The 14,823-nt window shown below is 67.7% G+C and carries 18 protein-coding genes; 9 read left to right on the forward strand and 9 right to left on the reverse strand.

Translation table 11 applies throughout. The features are described 5' to 3' along the window. Positions 1 to 74: 74 nt before the first annotated feature. The 5 genes from gspK to gspG are packed head-to-tail and all read right to left on the reverse strand — an operon-like array spanning position 75 to position 2,937. Positions 75 to 1,073 (reverse strand): type II secretion system minor pseudopilin GspK, encoded by a 999-nt coding sequence (gspK, locus tag EV671_RS19635; protein WP_132574888.1) that lies wholly within the window; start codon positions 1,071 to 1,073, stop codon positions 75 to 77. Continuing rightward, positions 1,070 to 1,699, reverse strand: coding sequence for a PulJ/GspJ family protein (locus tag EV671_RS19640; RefSeq protein ID WP_132574890.1), 630 nt, complete (start codon positions 1,697 to 1,699; stop codon positions 1,070 to 1,072). The genes gspK and EV671_RS19640 overlap by 4 nt, the downstream gene beginning before the upstream one ends. Next, complete coding sequence (gene gspI / locus EV671_RS19645; protein WP_132574892.1) at positions 1,699 to 2,067, reverse strand: type II secretion system minor pseudopilin GspI; 369 nt, start codon at positions 2,065 to 2,067, stop codon at positions 1,699 to 1,701. The genes EV671_RS19640 and gspI overlap by 1 nt, the downstream gene beginning before the upstream one ends. Further along, on the reverse strand, positions 2,064 to 2,543 hold the full coding sequence (locus EV671_RS19650) for a GspH/FimT family pseudopilin (RefSeq protein ID WP_243655814.1): 480 nt from the start codon (positions 2,541 to 2,543) through the stop codon (positions 2,064 to 2,066). Before EV671_RS19650 ends, gspI begins: the two co-directional genes overlap by 4 nt. Next, positions 2,515 to 2,937 carry a type II secretion system major pseudopilin GspG gene (gene gspG / locus EV671_RS19655; RefSeq protein WP_415840458.1) on the reverse strand — a complete coding sequence of 141 codons (423 nt, stop codon included), beginning with the start codon at positions 2,935 to 2,937 and terminating at the stop codon, positions 2,515 to 2,517. Before gspG ends, EV671_RS19650 begins: the two co-directional genes overlap by 29 nt. Positions 2,938 to 2,988: 51 nt before the next feature. On the opposite strand from gspG, the gene EV671_RS19660 reads away from it, so the two are divergent. Further along, positions 2,989 to 3,594, forward strand: coding sequence for a type II secretion system protein N (locus EV671_RS19660; protein WP_132574898.1), 606 nt, complete (start codon positions 2,989 to 2,991; stop codon positions 3,592 to 3,594). A gap of 11 nt (positions 3,595 to 3,605) precedes the next feature. Here the strand turns inward: EV671_RS19660 and EV671_RS19665 are convergent, their stop codons facing one another. Then, positions 3,606 to 4,679 (reverse strand): nicotinate-nucleotide--dimethylbenzimidazole phosphoribosyltransferase, encoded by a 1,074-nt coding sequence (locus EV671_RS19665; protein WP_132574900.1) that lies wholly within the window; start codon positions 4,677 to 4,679, stop codon positions 3,606 to 3,608. 33 nt (positions 4,680 to 4,712) lie between these two features. Then, on the reverse strand, positions 4,713 to 6,233 hold the full coding sequence (gene ilvA, locus EV671_RS19670) for a threonine ammonia-lyase, biosynthetic (protein WP_243655817.1): 1,521 nt from the start codon (positions 6,231 to 6,233) through the stop codon (positions 4,713 to 4,715). A 303-nt stretch (positions 6,234 to 6,536) separates the two neighbouring features. Here ilvA and EV671_RS19675 point away from each other — a divergent pair, with 303 nt between their 5' ends. Continuing rightward, entirely contained in the window at positions 6,537 to 6,968 is a 432-nt protein-coding gene (locus EV671_RS19675) for an OsmC family protein (protein ID WP_132574904.1), read from the forward strand. A gap of 4 nt (positions 6,969 to 6,972) precedes the next feature. Here the strand turns inward: EV671_RS19675 and coq7 are convergent, their stop codons facing one another. Further along, positions 6,973 to 7,635, reverse strand: coding sequence for a 2-polyprenyl-3-methyl-6-methoxy-1,4-benzoquinone monooxygenase (gene coq7 / locus EV671_RS19680; protein ID WP_132574906.1), 663 nt, complete (start codon positions 7,633 to 7,635; stop codon positions 6,973 to 6,975). A 196-nt stretch (positions 7,636 to 7,831) separates the two neighbouring features. On the opposite strand from coq7, the gene EV671_RS19685 reads away from it, so the two are divergent. From EV671_RS19685 to EV671_RS19710, 6 genes are all read left to right on the forward strand, one after another. Continuing rightward, positions 7,832 to 8,848, forward strand: a complete 1,017-nt coding sequence (locus tag EV671_RS19685) for a porin (protein WP_132574908.1) — start codon at positions 7,832 to 7,834, stop codon at positions 8,846 to 8,848. A 92-nt stretch (positions 8,849 to 8,940) separates the two neighbouring features. After that, entirely contained in the window at positions 8,941 to 10,113 is a 1,173-nt protein-coding gene (locus EV671_RS19690) for a porin (RefSeq protein ID WP_243655816.1), read from the forward strand. Between the two features lie 169 nt (positions 10,114 to 10,282). Further along, positions 10,283 to 11,260: an ABC transporter permease gene (locus EV671_RS19695; RefSeq protein WP_132574910.1), complete on the forward strand. Its 978-nt coding sequence runs from the start codon at positions 10,283 to 10,285 to the stop codon at positions 11,258 to 11,260. 46 nt (positions 11,261 to 11,306) lie between these two features. Then, positions 11,307 to 12,206, forward strand: coding sequence for an ABC transporter permease (locus EV671_RS19700; RefSeq protein ID WP_243655818.1), 900 nt, complete (start codon positions 11,307 to 11,309; stop codon positions 12,204 to 12,206). Continuing rightward, positions 12,203 to 13,183 (forward strand): ABC transporter ATP-binding protein, encoded by a 981-nt coding sequence (locus tag EV671_RS19705; RefSeq protein WP_132574914.1) that lies wholly within the window; start codon positions 12,203 to 12,205, stop codon positions 13,181 to 13,183. Before EV671_RS19700 ends, EV671_RS19705 begins: the two co-directional genes overlap by 4 nt. After that, entirely contained in the window at positions 13,180 to 14,178 is a 999-nt protein-coding gene (locus EV671_RS19710; RefSeq protein ID WP_132574916.1) for an ABC transporter ATP-binding protein, read from the forward strand. The genes EV671_RS19705 and EV671_RS19710 overlap by 4 nt, the downstream gene beginning before the upstream one ends. Here the strand turns inward: EV671_RS19710 and lptM are convergent, their stop codons facing one another. Further along, positions 14,179 to 14,331, reverse strand: coding sequence for an LPS translocon maturation chaperone LptM (gene lptM / locus EV671_RS27995; RefSeq protein WP_132574918.1), 153 nt, complete (start codon positions 14,329 to 14,331; stop codon positions 14,179 to 14,181). Between the two features lie 12 nt (positions 14,332 to 14,343). On the opposite strand from lptM, the gene cyaY reads away from it, so the two are divergent. After that, entirely contained in the window at positions 14,344 to 14,676 is a 333-nt protein-coding gene (gene cyaY, locus EV671_RS19720) for an iron donor protein CyaY (RefSeq protein WP_132574920.1), read from the forward strand. Positions 14,677 to 14,823: the final 147 nt, after the last annotated feature.

Here is a 14,823-nt window from a genome sequence, read left to right on the forward strand (position 1 = left end):
CATTCTAGGAGTGGGCCATGAAGGTTCCAGCTCGGATCAAGGACTTGCGGTGAAGATCTGTTGCTGTTTCGAGATCAGGGCTTGTCCCGATCCAGCAGCTGGTTGATGCGCTCGCGCGCAAGGATGTTCATGTGCAGACCGTCGCGCTCGATCAGCGAGCGCTGTTCGAGCTGGCGTTCGTCCAGGCGCAGCCGGCCGGTGACGATGAAGAAGGACGAGTCCACCGACGCCCGCCCCGCATCGATCTGCACGCTGGCCGGCAGATAGGCCTTGGCGTCGTCGACCTTCTGCAGCGGGCTGGCCTTGCGGCCCTGCACGAGGCGCTCGGCCGAGGCGAGGTCGACGCCGTCGAACAGCGCCGCGATGACCTCGCGCGGCGCGGTGTTCAGGTTGACGGCCGTGAGCTTGGGCAGCAGCACGACATAGGGCTGCAGCCGCGCGATGGTGTCGGCGTCCAGGCCCAGCCAGCTGAGCTCGTCCACGCCGGCGGGGCGCAGCGGGCCACTGTCGCTGACTGGCGTGCTGCCGACCCCGCTGGCCGATGAGCTGGCGGCGCTGGCCGCGTCGGGGAAGGCCGCGCGTAGGCCGGCGATGATGACGCCGGCAGTCCCCGGTGGCGCATTGACCTGGCTGCACAGGCGCTCCAGCACGCGCTTCTCCAGCTCCGGCACCTGCGGGCCGCCGAGCAGGCTGCGCAGGTTGTAGCGCGACTGGGCGTCCTCGATGCTGCCGGACAGGAAGGCCTCGGGGCCGTCGTCGGTGGTGGCGCTGCTGTTCTCGGTGGCCAGGAAGGTCGACAGCCGTGCCTCGGCCAGCGGCACGGCCCAGGGCTCGCCGAGGTGGTCGACGGGCTTGTTGCGGTTCTGCTTGGCGTCCTCCAGCAGGATCAGCCGCGCCCAGTCGAGCGCGCCCTGAAGGATCCAGGTGCTCTGCGCGCGGGCGCGGTCGGCGGCCTCGATCTGCACGGCGCGGTATTGCTGCCAGACCATGCCGGCCGCAAGGCTGGCGATCAGCGTGACGATGATCATCGCGGTCAGCAGCGCCGCGCCGCGCTGGTGCGGTCGTTGCGTCATCGAGCGGTGACCTCGAGTTCGCGCGTCAGCGTGCCGGCCAGGCCGCTGCCCTCGGCGAACTGCATCGCGATGCGCAGGCCGCTGGGCACGGGCTGGGTCGTCGCCTTGGGGTTGACGGGGCCGGCGTTGGCATTGGCCGCGGTGCCGGTGGACTGGCAGTTGCTCCAGGCATTGCCCCAGTAGCAGTGGAACTGCCAGGCGGCCACGCCGTCGAAGGCGCGCAGCGCCGGGTTGCGCTGGGCCAGTTGCTGCAGGCCGCGCTGGCGCTGGTCGGCCAGGTCCTGCACGGTGCGCAGGGCCGGGCTTTCCCAGCGCCACAGGCTGCCTTCGCGCAGGCTCCAGACGACGACCTGCAGGCCGGCCGGAGCCTGGCGGGTCAGCACCAGGCTGCCGCCGTCGAAGGCCAGCGGCTGCACCGTGCTGTGGCTGTCCTGCAGCGCGCGCAGGTCGGCTTCCCACTGCGCCAGCACGGTCTGCAGCCGCGCCGTCTGGGCCAGGCGGTCCTGGGCGATTTCGCGGCTCTTCACGAGGGCGTCGATGCCGCGCCAGGCCATCGCCGCCATCGTCGCCATGACGACCAGGGCGACGAGGACCTCGACGAGGGTGAAGCCAAGGCGGCGGCGCATTAAATCTTGCCCATGATGGTGGACAGGCTCAGCACGGGCTGGCCCTGGTCGTTGGCGATGGCGGCATCGACGCGGCGGAAATTCGGGTTGGGCGTCGGGCTGACCTTGAGCTTGCCGTCGTAGTTGCGGCCCAGTTGTTCGCAGCTGAAGGGCGATTCGCCGATGTCGGGGAACTGCTGGGTCAGGCGCAGCTCGGTCAGCAGGTTCTCGGCGCACCACTGGGCGGCACTGACCTCGGCCAGGCGTTCCGCATTGGCCGTCAGCGCGCCGGCGGCCTTGATGCCGGCGCCGAGCGCGATGGCAACGATGACGAGGGCGACCAGCACCTCGATCAGCGTGAAGCCGCGCGTGCCTCGGATCGGCTTCATTGCGGGGCGACGACGTCGAAGGCCGACAGGCCGTCGGTGCCGAGCACGAGGGACTGGTCGCCCAGCTGCAGGCGCAGGCGCTGGGCCGGGATGATGGGCTCGGGGCCGAGGCTGACGCCGGGGTTGGCGGCTGTCGCATTCTCGACCTGCACGGCCACCGGGTCTCCCAGCCAGCGCGTCGGCAGCTGCAGCGTGCGCGGCAGGCCGTCGAAGCGGAAGTCGTCGCCGCTCTTCAGGCCCTTGGGCACCCAGCTCACGGTCAGGCCGGAGGCGCGGCTCTCGGCGCGGGCGGTCTCCAGCAGAGCGGCCAGGCGCTGGGCCTCGCGCTGCAGCTGCAGCTCGGTGGGGTCGCGCAGCGACAGCGTGACCGTCGCGCTGACGATGGCGATCAGCGCGACGACGACCAGCAGTTCGATCAGCGTGAAGCCGCGACGGGCGCGGCCAAGCTCACTGCCAGGAGCCGATGTCGGCGTCACGGCCTTCGCCGCCGGCGCGGCCGTCGGCGCCGAAGCTGTAGACATCGACCTCGCCCTTCACGCCGGGGTTGGCGTACTGATAGGGATGGCCCCAGGGGTCGTTGGGCAGCTTGTCGAGGTAGGGCTTCCAGTTCGCCGGCGGGGTGCCGGCCGTGGGCTTGTGCACCAGTGCGTCCAGGCCCTGCTCGGCGCTGGGGTAGCGCTGGTTGTCGAGCTTGTAGAGCTTGAGGGCCTGCATCAGGTTGTTCACGTCGGTGCGCGCCGCGGTGACGCGGGCGTCCTCGGCGCGGTCCAGCACGCTGGGTACGACCAGGGCCGCCAGGATGCCGATGATGACGAGCACGACCAGCAGTTCGATCAGCGTGAAGCCGCGGGTGAGGAAGGAGCGACGCATGGCAGGCATTGGGAGCACAGGGCTGCGGTGAGCGGGCCATCATAATGGGCCATGCTTGCTCGAATGATGGCGTTTACGGTGTGGCTGCTGCTCGGTGGCTCGGTGGCCTACTGGGGCCTGCAACTGCTGGCGCGGCCGCTGCCGATGCCGGAATCGGTGACGCCCGCCGGTGAGTTGCGCGCAGCCCAGGTGGACCTGGGCCGGCTGCTCGGCGTGACGGCAGCCGAGGCGGCGCCCGAGCCCGAGACGCAGTCCGTGCGGCTGCGACTGCTGGGTGTGGTTGCGCCCAAGAATGCCAGTGCCGCCGAGTCTGGCGAAGGCCTGGCATTGATCGAGGTGGACGGCGTGGCGCGCACGGTGCGCGTCGGCGCCGTGGTGGACGGCGAACTGCGGCTGGTGCGCGTCGATGCGCGCAGCGCCAGCCTGGGTCGCGTGGGCCAGGCGCCCAGCCAGGTGCTCCAGATCAGCCCGCCCGCGGCGCCGTCGACCGGTTCGCTGCCGCCGGCCACGCCTTCGCCCGTGGTGCTGGGCGGCAACCCACCGGGCATGAACGTGGGGCCGCCGGCGCGCACGCCCCTGCCTGCGCCGGTGCCGGGGGTGTCGCCCTCGGTCTACGGCATGCCGCTGGCCGCGTCGGCCAGCAATCCGCAGGAGTAATCAGGCCGGCGTCAGGCGCCGAGCGTCGGCAGGTCGGCGCCGGCTTCGGGGCGTGCCGTGAGGCGGGCCTCGGCGACTTCGTGCAGCTCGGTCAGCAGGGCCGCGGCGGAGCGAATCATGGGCCAGGCCAGCGCGGCACCGGTGCCGTCGGCGCTGTCCATACCCAGCTCCAGCAGGGCCGAGGCGTGGAACAGGGCGAGGGCCTCGTCCAGGCCGCGATGCACATGGCTGCGGCAGAAGACGGCGTAGTCGGTGACCGGTGCGCAGATCAGCGACGCGAGCTTGAGCGCGGCGCAGGCGGCGATGCCGTCGACGATGATGAGGCTGCGCTTGCTGGCCGCCACGAGCATGGCGCCCACCATGACGGCCAGTTCGTGGCCGCCGAAGGCCGCCAACAGGTCCATCGGCTCGCGGGCCTCGCGGTGGCGGGCCAGCGCGCCATGCAGCACGTCGAGCAGGTGGACGAGGTCGTCCTGGCGCATGGCCGGGCCGGAGACGACGAAGTCGCGCACGGGCTGGTCGGCCAGCCGTGACAGGATCAGGGCCGCGCATTCGGCCGAGCCCTGGCCCAGGCCGGCGCAGGCCAGCACATTGCCGGGCAGGTTGTCAGCGATCTCCATGCCGACGCGCACACCGGCGTGAGCCTGGTCCAGGCTCATCGCGTGGGCGGTGCGCGCATTGCGCGTGCCGTGGGCGACCTTGCGGGCCAGCAGGCGTGCGTGCGGCGGGAGGTTCTCGGCGACGCCGCAGTCGACGACCGTCAGGTGCAGGCCCTGCAGGCGGGCAAACACCGACACCGGCAGTTGGGCGTGCAGGGCCATCTGCACCTGGTCCTTGGTGGCGCGGCCCCATTGCGCGCCGACGCCGTCGACGACGATGCCGTGGTCGGCGGCGAACAGGGCGAGCACCGGGTCGCGGAAGCGCGGCGTCAGGCTTTTCTGCACGAGACCGAGGCGCACCGCCAGCGGCTCCAGTTCGCCGAGACCGCCAGCGATGGCTGAGCGGCGGTCGACGCGGTCGCGCAGGGCCTTTTCAAGCTCGGGGTTGGCGGTGGGGGAGATCAGCGACTGTTGGGCAACGGTCATGGCGCGGGCGGATGCAAACCCCCGGATTTCAACTCAAGCCAGGAACAAGCGGTAGACCGGGTTGGCGGTTTCGTCCTCAAAGGGGTAGTTCAGGCCGGCGAGGAAGTCGCGCAGCGCCGCGGCATCGCCGCGCGGCACCTGGATGCCGACGAGGATGCGGCCGTAGTCCGCGCCCTGGTTGCGGTAGTGGAAGAGGCTGATGTTCCAGTCCGGGTGCATGCTGGACAGGAACTTCATCAGCGCGCCCGGCCGCTCGGGGAAGACGAAGCGGTAGAGGCGCTCGTCGCGCGCCAGCTCGCTGCGGCCGCCGACCATGTGGCGCACATGCTGCTTGGCCAGCTCGTTGCTGGTCAGGTCCAGCGTTTCGAAGCCGGCCTTGGTGAAGGTGCGCGCGAGTTTGGCCGCGTCGTCGGGCTTGGTGGTCGCGACGCCGACGAAGATGTGGGCGACCTTGGCGTCGGCGATCCGGTAGTTGAATTCGGTCACGCTGCGCGGGCCCAGCAGCTCGCAGAAGCGCTTGAAGCTGCCGCGCGCCTCGGGAATGGTGACGGCGAACAGGGCCTCGCGGTGCTCGCCGACCTCGGCCCGCTCGGCGACGAAGCGCAGGCGGTCGAAGTTCATGTTGGCGCCGCAGGTGATGGCCACCAGGGTCTGGCCCTTGGCGCCCGTCGCCGCCACGTATTGCTTGGCGGCGGCGACGCTCATTGCGCCGGAGGGCTCCAGGATAGAGCGCGTGTCCTCGAAGACGTCCTTGATCGCTGCGCAGACGGCATCGGTGTCGACGACGATGTAGTCGTCCACCAGCTCGCGGGCGATGCGGAAAGTCTCCTCGCCGACCAGCTTGACGGCCGTGCCGTCGGCGAACAGGCCGACATCGCTCAGCGTCACCCGCTTGCCGGCCTTGACCGAGCGCAGCATGGCGTCGGAGTCGGTGGTCTGCACGCCGATGATCTTGATCTCGGGGCGCAGCGCCTTGACGTAGGCGGCGACGCCGGAGATCAGGCCGCCGCCGCCGATGGCGACGAAGATGGCGTCGATGGGGCCGGGGTGCTGGCGCAGCAGCTCCATCGCGATGGTGCCCTGGCCGGCGATGACGTCGGGGTCGTCGAAGGGGTGGACGAAGGTCAGACCCTGCTCGCGCTCCAGTTCCAGCGCATGGCCATAGGCGTCGGTGAAGCTCTCGCCGAACAGCACGACCTCGCCGCCATGCCCCTTGACCGCGTCGACCTTGACCTGGGGCGTCGTCACCGGCATCACGATGACCGCCCGGCAGCCGAGCTTCCTGGCCGACAGCGCGACGCCCTGGGCGTGGTTGCCGGCCGAGGCGCAGATGACGCCAGCGGCGCGCTGCTCGGCCGTCAGGTGGGCCATCTTGTTGTAAGCGCCGCGCAGCTTGAAGCTGAAGACGGCCTGCTCGTCCTCGCGCTTGAGCCAGACCTTGTTGCCCAGGCGCCTGGACAGCTTGGGCGCGGCGGCGAGGGCGGTCTCCCGGGCCACTTCATAGACCCGGGCGTTCAGGATGCGCTGCAGATAGCTGCTGCCGGGCGGCAGCATCGCGGGCACCTGGGATGAGGCCTTGGTCACAGGCGGACGGCGGCGCGATGGGGCGCTCATCGGGTCTCCATGGAGTCTTGTTGCGGCGCCGCATGATAGGGGAGCCCCCTCATGCGGCGCCGCCTTCCGCCTTCGGCGAAAAAAAACCCGAGCTCTTTCAAGCTCGGGTTGAATCCACCATGGAGGCGGTGGAGGAGACAATCGGTGCGAAAGCGTTTTCGCTTGGTTGGCAGTTTAGCGCCGAGTTATGCTGCGCTGCAATATTTTTCTGTGAACGAATTGGAGCTTTGCCTCTAGAACGCTATGGAATGCACTGTCAGTTGGTTGGGGGCCGAGGGGCCGAGCGGCATGAGCTTCGTCGCCGAGACGGGCAGCGGTCATGTGCTGTCCATGGACGGCGCGCCGGATGGCGGTGGGCGCAACCTGGCGCCGCGCCCGATGGAAACCGTGCTGGCCGGCACCGGCGGCTGCACGGCCTATGACGTCGTGCTGATCCTGAAGCGCGGCCGGCACGATGTGCGCGGCTGCAAGGTGGTGCTGAAGGCCGAGCGTGCGACCAGCGACCCCAAGGTCTTCACGGCCATCCATTTCCATTTCGTCGTCAGCGGCAGTGCGCTGAAGCCGGAGATCGTCGAGCGCGCCATTGCGCTGTCGCACGAGAAATACTGCTCGGCGACCGCGATGCTGGCCAAGACCTCGGCCATCAGCACCTCCTTCGAAATCGTCGAGGCCTGAACGCTCAAACGTGGTGCGCCACGGTCGTCATGACCCTGGCCGCCATGCGCATCAGGCCCCTGATCGGGGCGGGCAACGGCAGGGCGCCGGCAGCCTGCGCAGCGTCGGCATGCTCGGCCTCCTCGCGCTTCATCTGGTCGACGATGACGCGCGACGCGCCGTCGCCAGCCGGCAGTCGGTCGAGGTGGGAGGCCAGGTGGGCCTCGACCTGGCGTTCGGTTTCGACGACGAAGCCCAGGCTCCATTTGTCGCCGGCCAGCCCCGCCAGGCTGCCCCAGGCAAATGCGCCGGCCCACCAAAGCGGTGCGAGATGGCTGGTGTGGGTGCCAAGTTCGGCGACGCGTTCGGCCGTCCAGGCCAGGTGGTCGAGTTCCTCCTGCGCGGCCTTCTCGAAGTGCTGCCGCAACGCATCACTGTGGCTGAACAGCGCCTGGGATTGGTAGAGCGCCTGTGCGCATATCTCGCCGACGTGGTTGACGCGCATCAGTGCCCCGGCCTCGCGCACGGCTTCCTGCGGCAACTCTGCGGGCGCGAGGCCCGCTGCAGGCGACGGGCGCGCCGCCCGAGCCGTCGTGAAGACCGTTCGCAGGCCGTCATCGAGCGCCGCCAGGCAGCGGTCGGCCAAGCTGCGATTGCGAAAATGAGGTGTGCTTGCTGGCGGTTGCATTCAGAAGATAAATGTTTCGATGACGAAGCCGTGACAGTGACGGTGGCGTTGCGGCCTTGCAACGACAATACACAATTTCATATCCGTAAATTCCCGAACGGGCAAAACCTGTAGTGGAATACGCCCACTTCCTCAAGGAGGTGAGTCGTTGTGCCCTGTTCGGTCGGCGACCCGGATGAATACCTAGGAGTATCGAATGAAGAAAGCTCTGATTGCCCTGGCCGTCCTCGGTCTGACCGGCGGCGCTGCCGTCGCGCAATCCTCGGTCACCCTGTTCGGTGTCATTGACGCCGACATGAAGTACGTCAAAACCGGCGACCTCAAGCTGAAGAAGCTTGATTCCAGCGGCCTGAGCACCAGCCGTTTCGGCGTCAAGGGCGTGGAAGACCTCGGCGGTGGCCTGAAGGCCGGTTTCTGGCTGGAGTCCGAAGTCGGCGTCGACAAGGGCGACACCGGTAGCCAGTCCGCCTTCTGGGGCCGTCGCTCCACCGTCAGCCTGATGGGCGATTTCGGTGAAATCCGCCTGGGCCGCTACAAGACCGCGACCAAGCTGCACATCGAAGACTTCGATCCCTACGCCGCGACCGGCCTGGGCGACGTGACCAAGGTGTTCAGCAATGGCCTGGGCTCCGGCGCCACCACCTTCTCGCGCGCCGACAACATGGTCAGCTACGAGACCCCCAGCGGTCTGGGTGGTTTCTATGGCGCTGCCGACATCGCCGCGGGCGAAGGCAACAACAACAACAAGGAACAGGACGTTCGTCTGGGCTACAAGGACGGCCCGATTCACGTCTCTGCCGCCTTCTCCAGCACGGGCGCGAACACCAAGTACAAGGTGTCCAGCGTTGCCGGTTCGTATGACTTCAGCGGCATCAAGCCCGCCCTGATGTACACGACCACCAAGTTCGGTTCCGCCGAGATCAAGGCCGTCACCGCCGCCCTGACCTGGAGCCTGGGCCAGGGTCAACTGCAGACGTCGTACACCGACTCCAAGGCCAATGACGCTGCGCGTCTGGTCTCTGGTGTCGACAACGCCAAGCTGTTCGCGATCGGCTATATCTACAGCCTGTCCAAGCGCACCTCGCTGTACACGACCTTCTCGCAGATCGACAACAATGGCGGCGCCAAGTACGTCGTGTCCGGCGCTCCCGCCGCGACCGCCGGTGGCCAGAAGTCCAGCGGCTTCGACGTCGGCATGCGCCACAGCTTCTGATCCCGCGCGGCCTTTGGCCGCCCGCATCAGTCAAGCCGCCTTCGGGCGGCTTTTTGTTGCCTGCTTGATCTGTCTCATTCGGGACAGGGGAATTGCTGTGGAAATTCCACAACAATACCGGCGAGATGGCTGGGTCCTTCGCTGAGAATGAGCCGGTTCAGATTTCTAAGCAGGAGACAAAGTCGATGAAAAAAGCAGTTCTGGCCATCGCCGCACTGGCCGCTTGCACCTCTTCCGCCTGGGCCCAGTCCAGTGTGACCCTGTATGGCATCGTGGACGCCGCTGCGCGCTACTACACCAATACTGATGGCGCCAGCAATCTGGCTCCCAAGCAGCTCGTCCCCGGCGGCATGTCGCAGAGCCGCCTGGGCGTCAACGTCACTGAAGACATGGGTGGTGGCCTCAAAGCCCTGGTGAACATGGAGCACCGCCTGAACTCGGACACCGGCACCGTTGCGGCAGCCGATTTCTGGCGTCAGGTCTGGGTCGGGCTGCAGTCCAACGACTTCGGTCAGGTCCGCATGGGTCGCCAGTACAACGTGCTTTTCGATATCTACACGTCGACCTACGCTTCCTTCCGCTATTCGCCCTACATCGAGGCCTTCAAGCCCGAGATCGTGATGTCGGCCGGTGCGCGCCAGAGCAATATGGTCAAGTACCTCGGCCAGGTGGGCGATGTCTATGGCGAGATCCAGGTCAGTGCCGGAGAGAACACGGTCAGCGCCGACAAGAGCATTGGTGGCTTGCTGCGCTACAACGACGGCACTTGGGGCGCTGGTGGTGCCTACTTGCAAGTGACGGACATTGCCGGCAGGAAGATGAAGGCCACGACGGTGGGGGCCTCCTACACTTCGGGTCCGCTGTATGCCCATGTATCCTGGGCCAACAATAAGTTCGACGCTGGCACCGGCGTGCTGCAAGCCGGCTTCACCGCGGGTTGGGGCTTTGGGCCCCAGCTCACCGCTGCGGCTTCCAGCGTCAGCACGCGCGACATGTGGATGACCGGCCTGACCTATCAGTTGACCCCCCAGCTGAACCTGGGTGCCAACTACTGGCATACCACCCAGGCAGCTGCGGTCGGTACCGGCCTGCCTGACAGCAAGGCCGACCAGCTCGCGTTCGTGGCCGATTACGCCTTCTCTAAGCGTACGGATGCTTACTTCGAAGCCGATAACACCCGCTTCAGCTCTGGCGGCGCGATCCGCTTCAGCAACGGTGCTACATCGCGTACCGGCGTCATGGTCGGTCTGCGTCACCGTTTCTGATCTTCGGGGCATTCGATCTAGTAGCGGGCCGCCTTGAGCGGCCCGTTTTTTATGGTGGGGCGCCGCCTAGCGTCGGTCTAGGGCTTATCCTTTTGCCCGGCTAGGGTGCCCCGGCCATGATGCCCGCTCTGATTCGCCCGGCCCGGTTGGGGTGGAGTTCACGAGATTCATGCTGGTCTTCATCCTCCGCCGCCTGGCCCAGGCCCTCGTCGTCATGCTGTCGGTGGCCTTCATCGCCTTCATGCTGTTCCAGTTTGTCGGCGACCCGGTCACCAACCTGCTCGGTCAGGACGCGACCGAGGAGCAGCGCAGCGCGCTGCGCAAGGACCTGGGGCTGGATCAGCCCTTCCCGGTGCAATTCGCGCGCTTTGCCGTGAATGCGGCCCAGGGCGAGTTCGGCATCAGCCTGCGCCAGGGGCGCAAGGTGTCCGCGCTGATCGTCGAGCGTTTCCCGGCAACGCTGGAACTCGCCGTCGTCGCCGGCCTGATTGCCCTCGGCCTTGGCATTCCCCTTGGCGTCTACGCGGCATTGCGGCGTGGCAAGGCGAGCGCGCAGCTGCTGATGACGGCCACGCTGTTCGGTGTCAGCCTGCCCAACTTCGTCATCGGCATCGTGCTGATCTGGGTCTTCGCGGTCGAGCTGAAGTGGCTGCCGAGCTTCGGTCGCGGCGAGGTGGTCGCGTTCGGCGCCTGGACCTCGGGCCTGCCGACGCGCGACGGCCTCTTGCACCTGATCCTGCCGGCGTTCACGCTGTCGGCCTTCCAGCTGACGCTGATCATGCGCCTCGTGCGCGCCGAGATGCTCGAGGTGCTGCGCACCGACTACATCCGCTTCGCGCGTGCCCGCGGGCTGACGAATCGCAGCATCTACTTCGGCCATGCGCTGAAGAACACGCTGGTGCCCGTCATCACGATCACCGGCCTGCAACTCGGCTCGCTGATCGCCTTCGCCATCATCACCGAGCAGGTCTTCCAGTGGCCCGGCATGGGCCTGCTCTTCATCCAGGCGGTGCAGTTCGCCGATATCCCCGTGATGGCGGCCTACCTCTGCCTGATCTCGATGATCTTCGTCGTCATCAACCTGGGCGTCGATCTGCTCTATTTCGCCGTCGACCCGCGCCTGCGCGTCGAAGGCAAGGTTCATTGACGTGGCAGTCGACGCCAATCCCAACCCCACACCGTCGGCCTCTGCGCTGCGCGGCTTCTTCGGCGGCGATGTCTGGCATTCCTTTCGCACGTCGCCGGTCGCGATGCTGGCCGCCGTCATCGCAGCCACGTGCTTTGTCTGCGCGCTGTTCGCCGAATTCGTCGCGCCTCACAACCCCTTCGACCTGGCGACGCTGGAGCTGATGGACTCGCTGAAGCCGCCGGCCTGGATCGACGGTGGCGAGTCCAGATACCTGCTCGGCACCGATGGCCAGGGCCGCGACATCCTGTCCGCGCTGATGTATGGCACGCGCATCTCGCTGCTGGTGGGCGTGGCGTCGGTGCTGCTGTCCTTGCTGATCGGCGTCAGCCTCGGCCTGCTGGCCGGCTTTGTCGGTGGCCGTGTGGACGCCCTCGTCATGCGCGTCTGCGATGTGATGCTGTCCTTCCCCTCCATCCTCGTCGCGCTGATGATCAGCGGCGTCGGCCGCAGCCTGTTTCCGCATGCGCCCGACGCGCTGGCCTTCATCGTCCTCGTGTTGGCGATTGCGCTGACGGGCTGGGTGCAGTACGCGCGCACGGTGCGCGGCTCGACACTGGTGGAGCGCAACAAGGAATATGTGCAGGCGGCCCGCGTCATCGGCGTGGGCTCGTTGCGCATCATGCGTCGGCATGTGCTGCCCAACGTGCTCGGGCCGGTCCTCGTGCTGGCCACCATCCAGATCGCGTCGGCCATCATCACCGAGGCCACGCTGTCCTTCCTCGGCGTCGGCGTGCCGGTCACGAGCCCATCGCTGGGCACGCTGATCCGCAATGGCAACGACACCCTGTTCTCGGGCGAGTGGTGGATCACCGCCTGGCCCAGCCTGATGCTGGTGTTGATCACGCTCAGCGTGAACCTGCTCGGCGACTGGCTGCGCGACGCGCTCAACCCGAGGCTGCGATGACTGCACCGCTGCTCGAAGTCAGCCACCTGCGGGTGGAGTTCCCGACCCGCCATGGCACGTTGCTGGCGTTGGACGACATCTCGTTTGCGATTGCGCCGGGCGAGATCCTCGGCATCGTCGGCGAGTCGGGTGCCGGCAAGTCGCTGACGGGTGCGGCCATCATCGGCCTGCTCGACCCGCCGGGCCGCATTGCCGCAGGTGAGATCCATTTGGCGGGCCGTCGCATCGACAACCTGCCCGACGAACAGATGCGCCGCGTGCGCGGCCGCGAGATCGGCGCCGTCTTCCAGGACCCGCTGACTTCGCTGAATCCGCTCTACACCGTCGGCCGGCAGTTGGTCGAGACCATCACGACCCACCTCGACTTGACGGCTGCACAGGCGCGCAGGCGCGCCATCGAACTGCTCGCGTCCACCGGCATCCCGGCGCCCGAGGCGCGCATCGACCACCACCCGCACCAGTTCTCCGGCGGCATGCGCCAGCGCGTCGTCATCGCACTGGCGCTCGCGGCCCAGCCCAAGCTCATCGTCGCGGACGAGCCGACGACGGCGCTCGATGTCTCCATCCAGGCGCAGATCATTGCGTTGCTGAAACGGGTCTGCAAGGAGCAGGGGGCGGCGGTCATGCTGGTCACGCACGACATGGGCGTCATCGCCGAGACCTGTGATCGCGTCGCGGTCATGTATGCCGGCCGCATTGCCGAGACCGGCCCGGTGGCCGACGTCATCCACCGCCCGGCCCATCCCTACACAGTGGGCCTGATGGGTTCCATCCCGGCCATGGACGAGGACCGCGAGAGCCTGCTGCAGATCGATGGCGCAATGCCGCGGCTGACGGCCATTCCGGGCGGCTGCGCGTTCAATCCGCGCTGCCCGCATGTGTTCGACCGCTGTCGCGTCGAACGGCCCGAACTGGAGGTGGTCGGCGCGACGCGCGCAGCCTGCTGGAGGCCCGTCACGCCGGAGGCCGTCCAATGAGCGCCCCGCTCGTCGAGGTGCAGGACCTTGCCAAGGTCTTCGACGTGTCACCGCCCTGGCTGAACCGCATCGTCGAGCGCAAGCCCAGGGCCTTCGTGCATGCGGTCGATGGCGTGTCGTTCTCCATCCAGCGCGGCAGGACACTGGCCTTGGTGGGTGAGAGCGGTTGCGGCAAGAGCACGGTGGCGCGCCTGCTGGTGGGCCTGCACGGGGCGACGCACGGCGCGGTGCGCATCGATGGCGAGGACATCGCCAGGACGCTGGCCGGCCCCGGTGCGCTAAAGCTGCGCCGTCGTATGCAGATGATCTTCCAGGACCCCTATGCATCGCTGAATCCGCGCTGGAAGGTGCTGGACATCGTCGCCGAGCCGCTGCGCGAGCATGGCCTGGTGGCGAGCGCGGCCGACGCGAAGGCGCGCGTCGGCAAACTGCTCGACGCCGTGGGCCTGAACCCGGCCGATGCCGATAAGTTCCCGCACCAGTTCTCCGGCGGCCAGCGCCAGCGCATCTCCATCGCGCGGGCGCTGGCGACACAGCCTGAATTCCTGGTCTGCGACGAACCGACGTCGGCGCTGGATGTTTCGGTGCAGGCCCAGGTGCTCAACATCATGAAGGACCTGCAGCGCGAGCAGGGTCTGACCTATCTCTTCATCTCGCACAACCTCGCCGTCGTGCGCCACATGGCCGACGAGATCGGCGTCATGTACCTCGGCCGCCTCGTCGAGGTCGCAGACAAGACCGAGCTGTTCGCCAAGCCCAGGCACCCCTACACGCGCATGCTGCTGGACGCGATTCCCGACATCCACATGAGCGGTCGGGCCCGCACGCCGGTGCAGGGTGAGGTGCCGAACCCGCTTCAGCCTCCGAACGGCTGCAGCTTCCACCCGCGCTGCCCGCTTGCCGACGAACGCTGCCGGCGCGAGCGACCGCCGTTGCTGGAGATCCGGGGTGTTCGCGTGGCCTGCCACGCGGTGGAAGAGGGCAGGGCGGGCTGATCAGCGCGCTGGCGCCGAGGCAGGCGCAGTAGCCGCGGCGGACACCGGCTTGGGCAGTGTCAGCGGCCCCTTCTGGCCACAACCCGCAAGGGCGGTAAGGGTGATCAGCAGGGCGGCGAGGCGCCCACCTACACTGGTGGCAGTCTTTTTCATCTGCGCCAGTTTATGTCCCTGTCAGACGCCGACTACCACGCCAAGGCCCATGCGCTGCTCGCCCGCATCGAGGCACAGATCGATGCCTGGCTCGAGGGCGACGTGGTGGACATCGACACCCATCGCACGGGCGGCCTGCTGGAACTCGGCATGCCGGGTGGCAGCAAGATCGTCATCAACACCCAGCCGCCGCTGCAGGAGATCTGGCTGGCCGCGCGCGCCGGCGGCTACCACTTCAAGTGGGACGGCTCGCAATGGCTGGACCGCGAGGGCCAGGAGTTCTGCCTGCGGCTGTCGCGCTGCGCCAGCGAGCAGGCCGGGCAGGTTTTGACATTCGCTGACTGAACGGCCGCTTTGTAGGCGACCTGCCTTGCCGAGTGGCTGCTGTGGAACCGGCTTTGCCGGGCCACTGGCAGCGCCCCCTTGAGGGGGCTGAGGCCGGACACAAAGAGTCCTGAGGACTCTTTGTGCTTGCCGAAGGCCAAGGCCTCT

The sequence above is a fragment of the Roseateles saccharophilus genome (genome assembly GCF_004342485.1).
Lineage (GTDB): Bacteria > Pseudomonadota > Gammaproteobacteria > Burkholderiales > Burkholderiaceae_C > Pelomonas > Pelomonas saccharophila.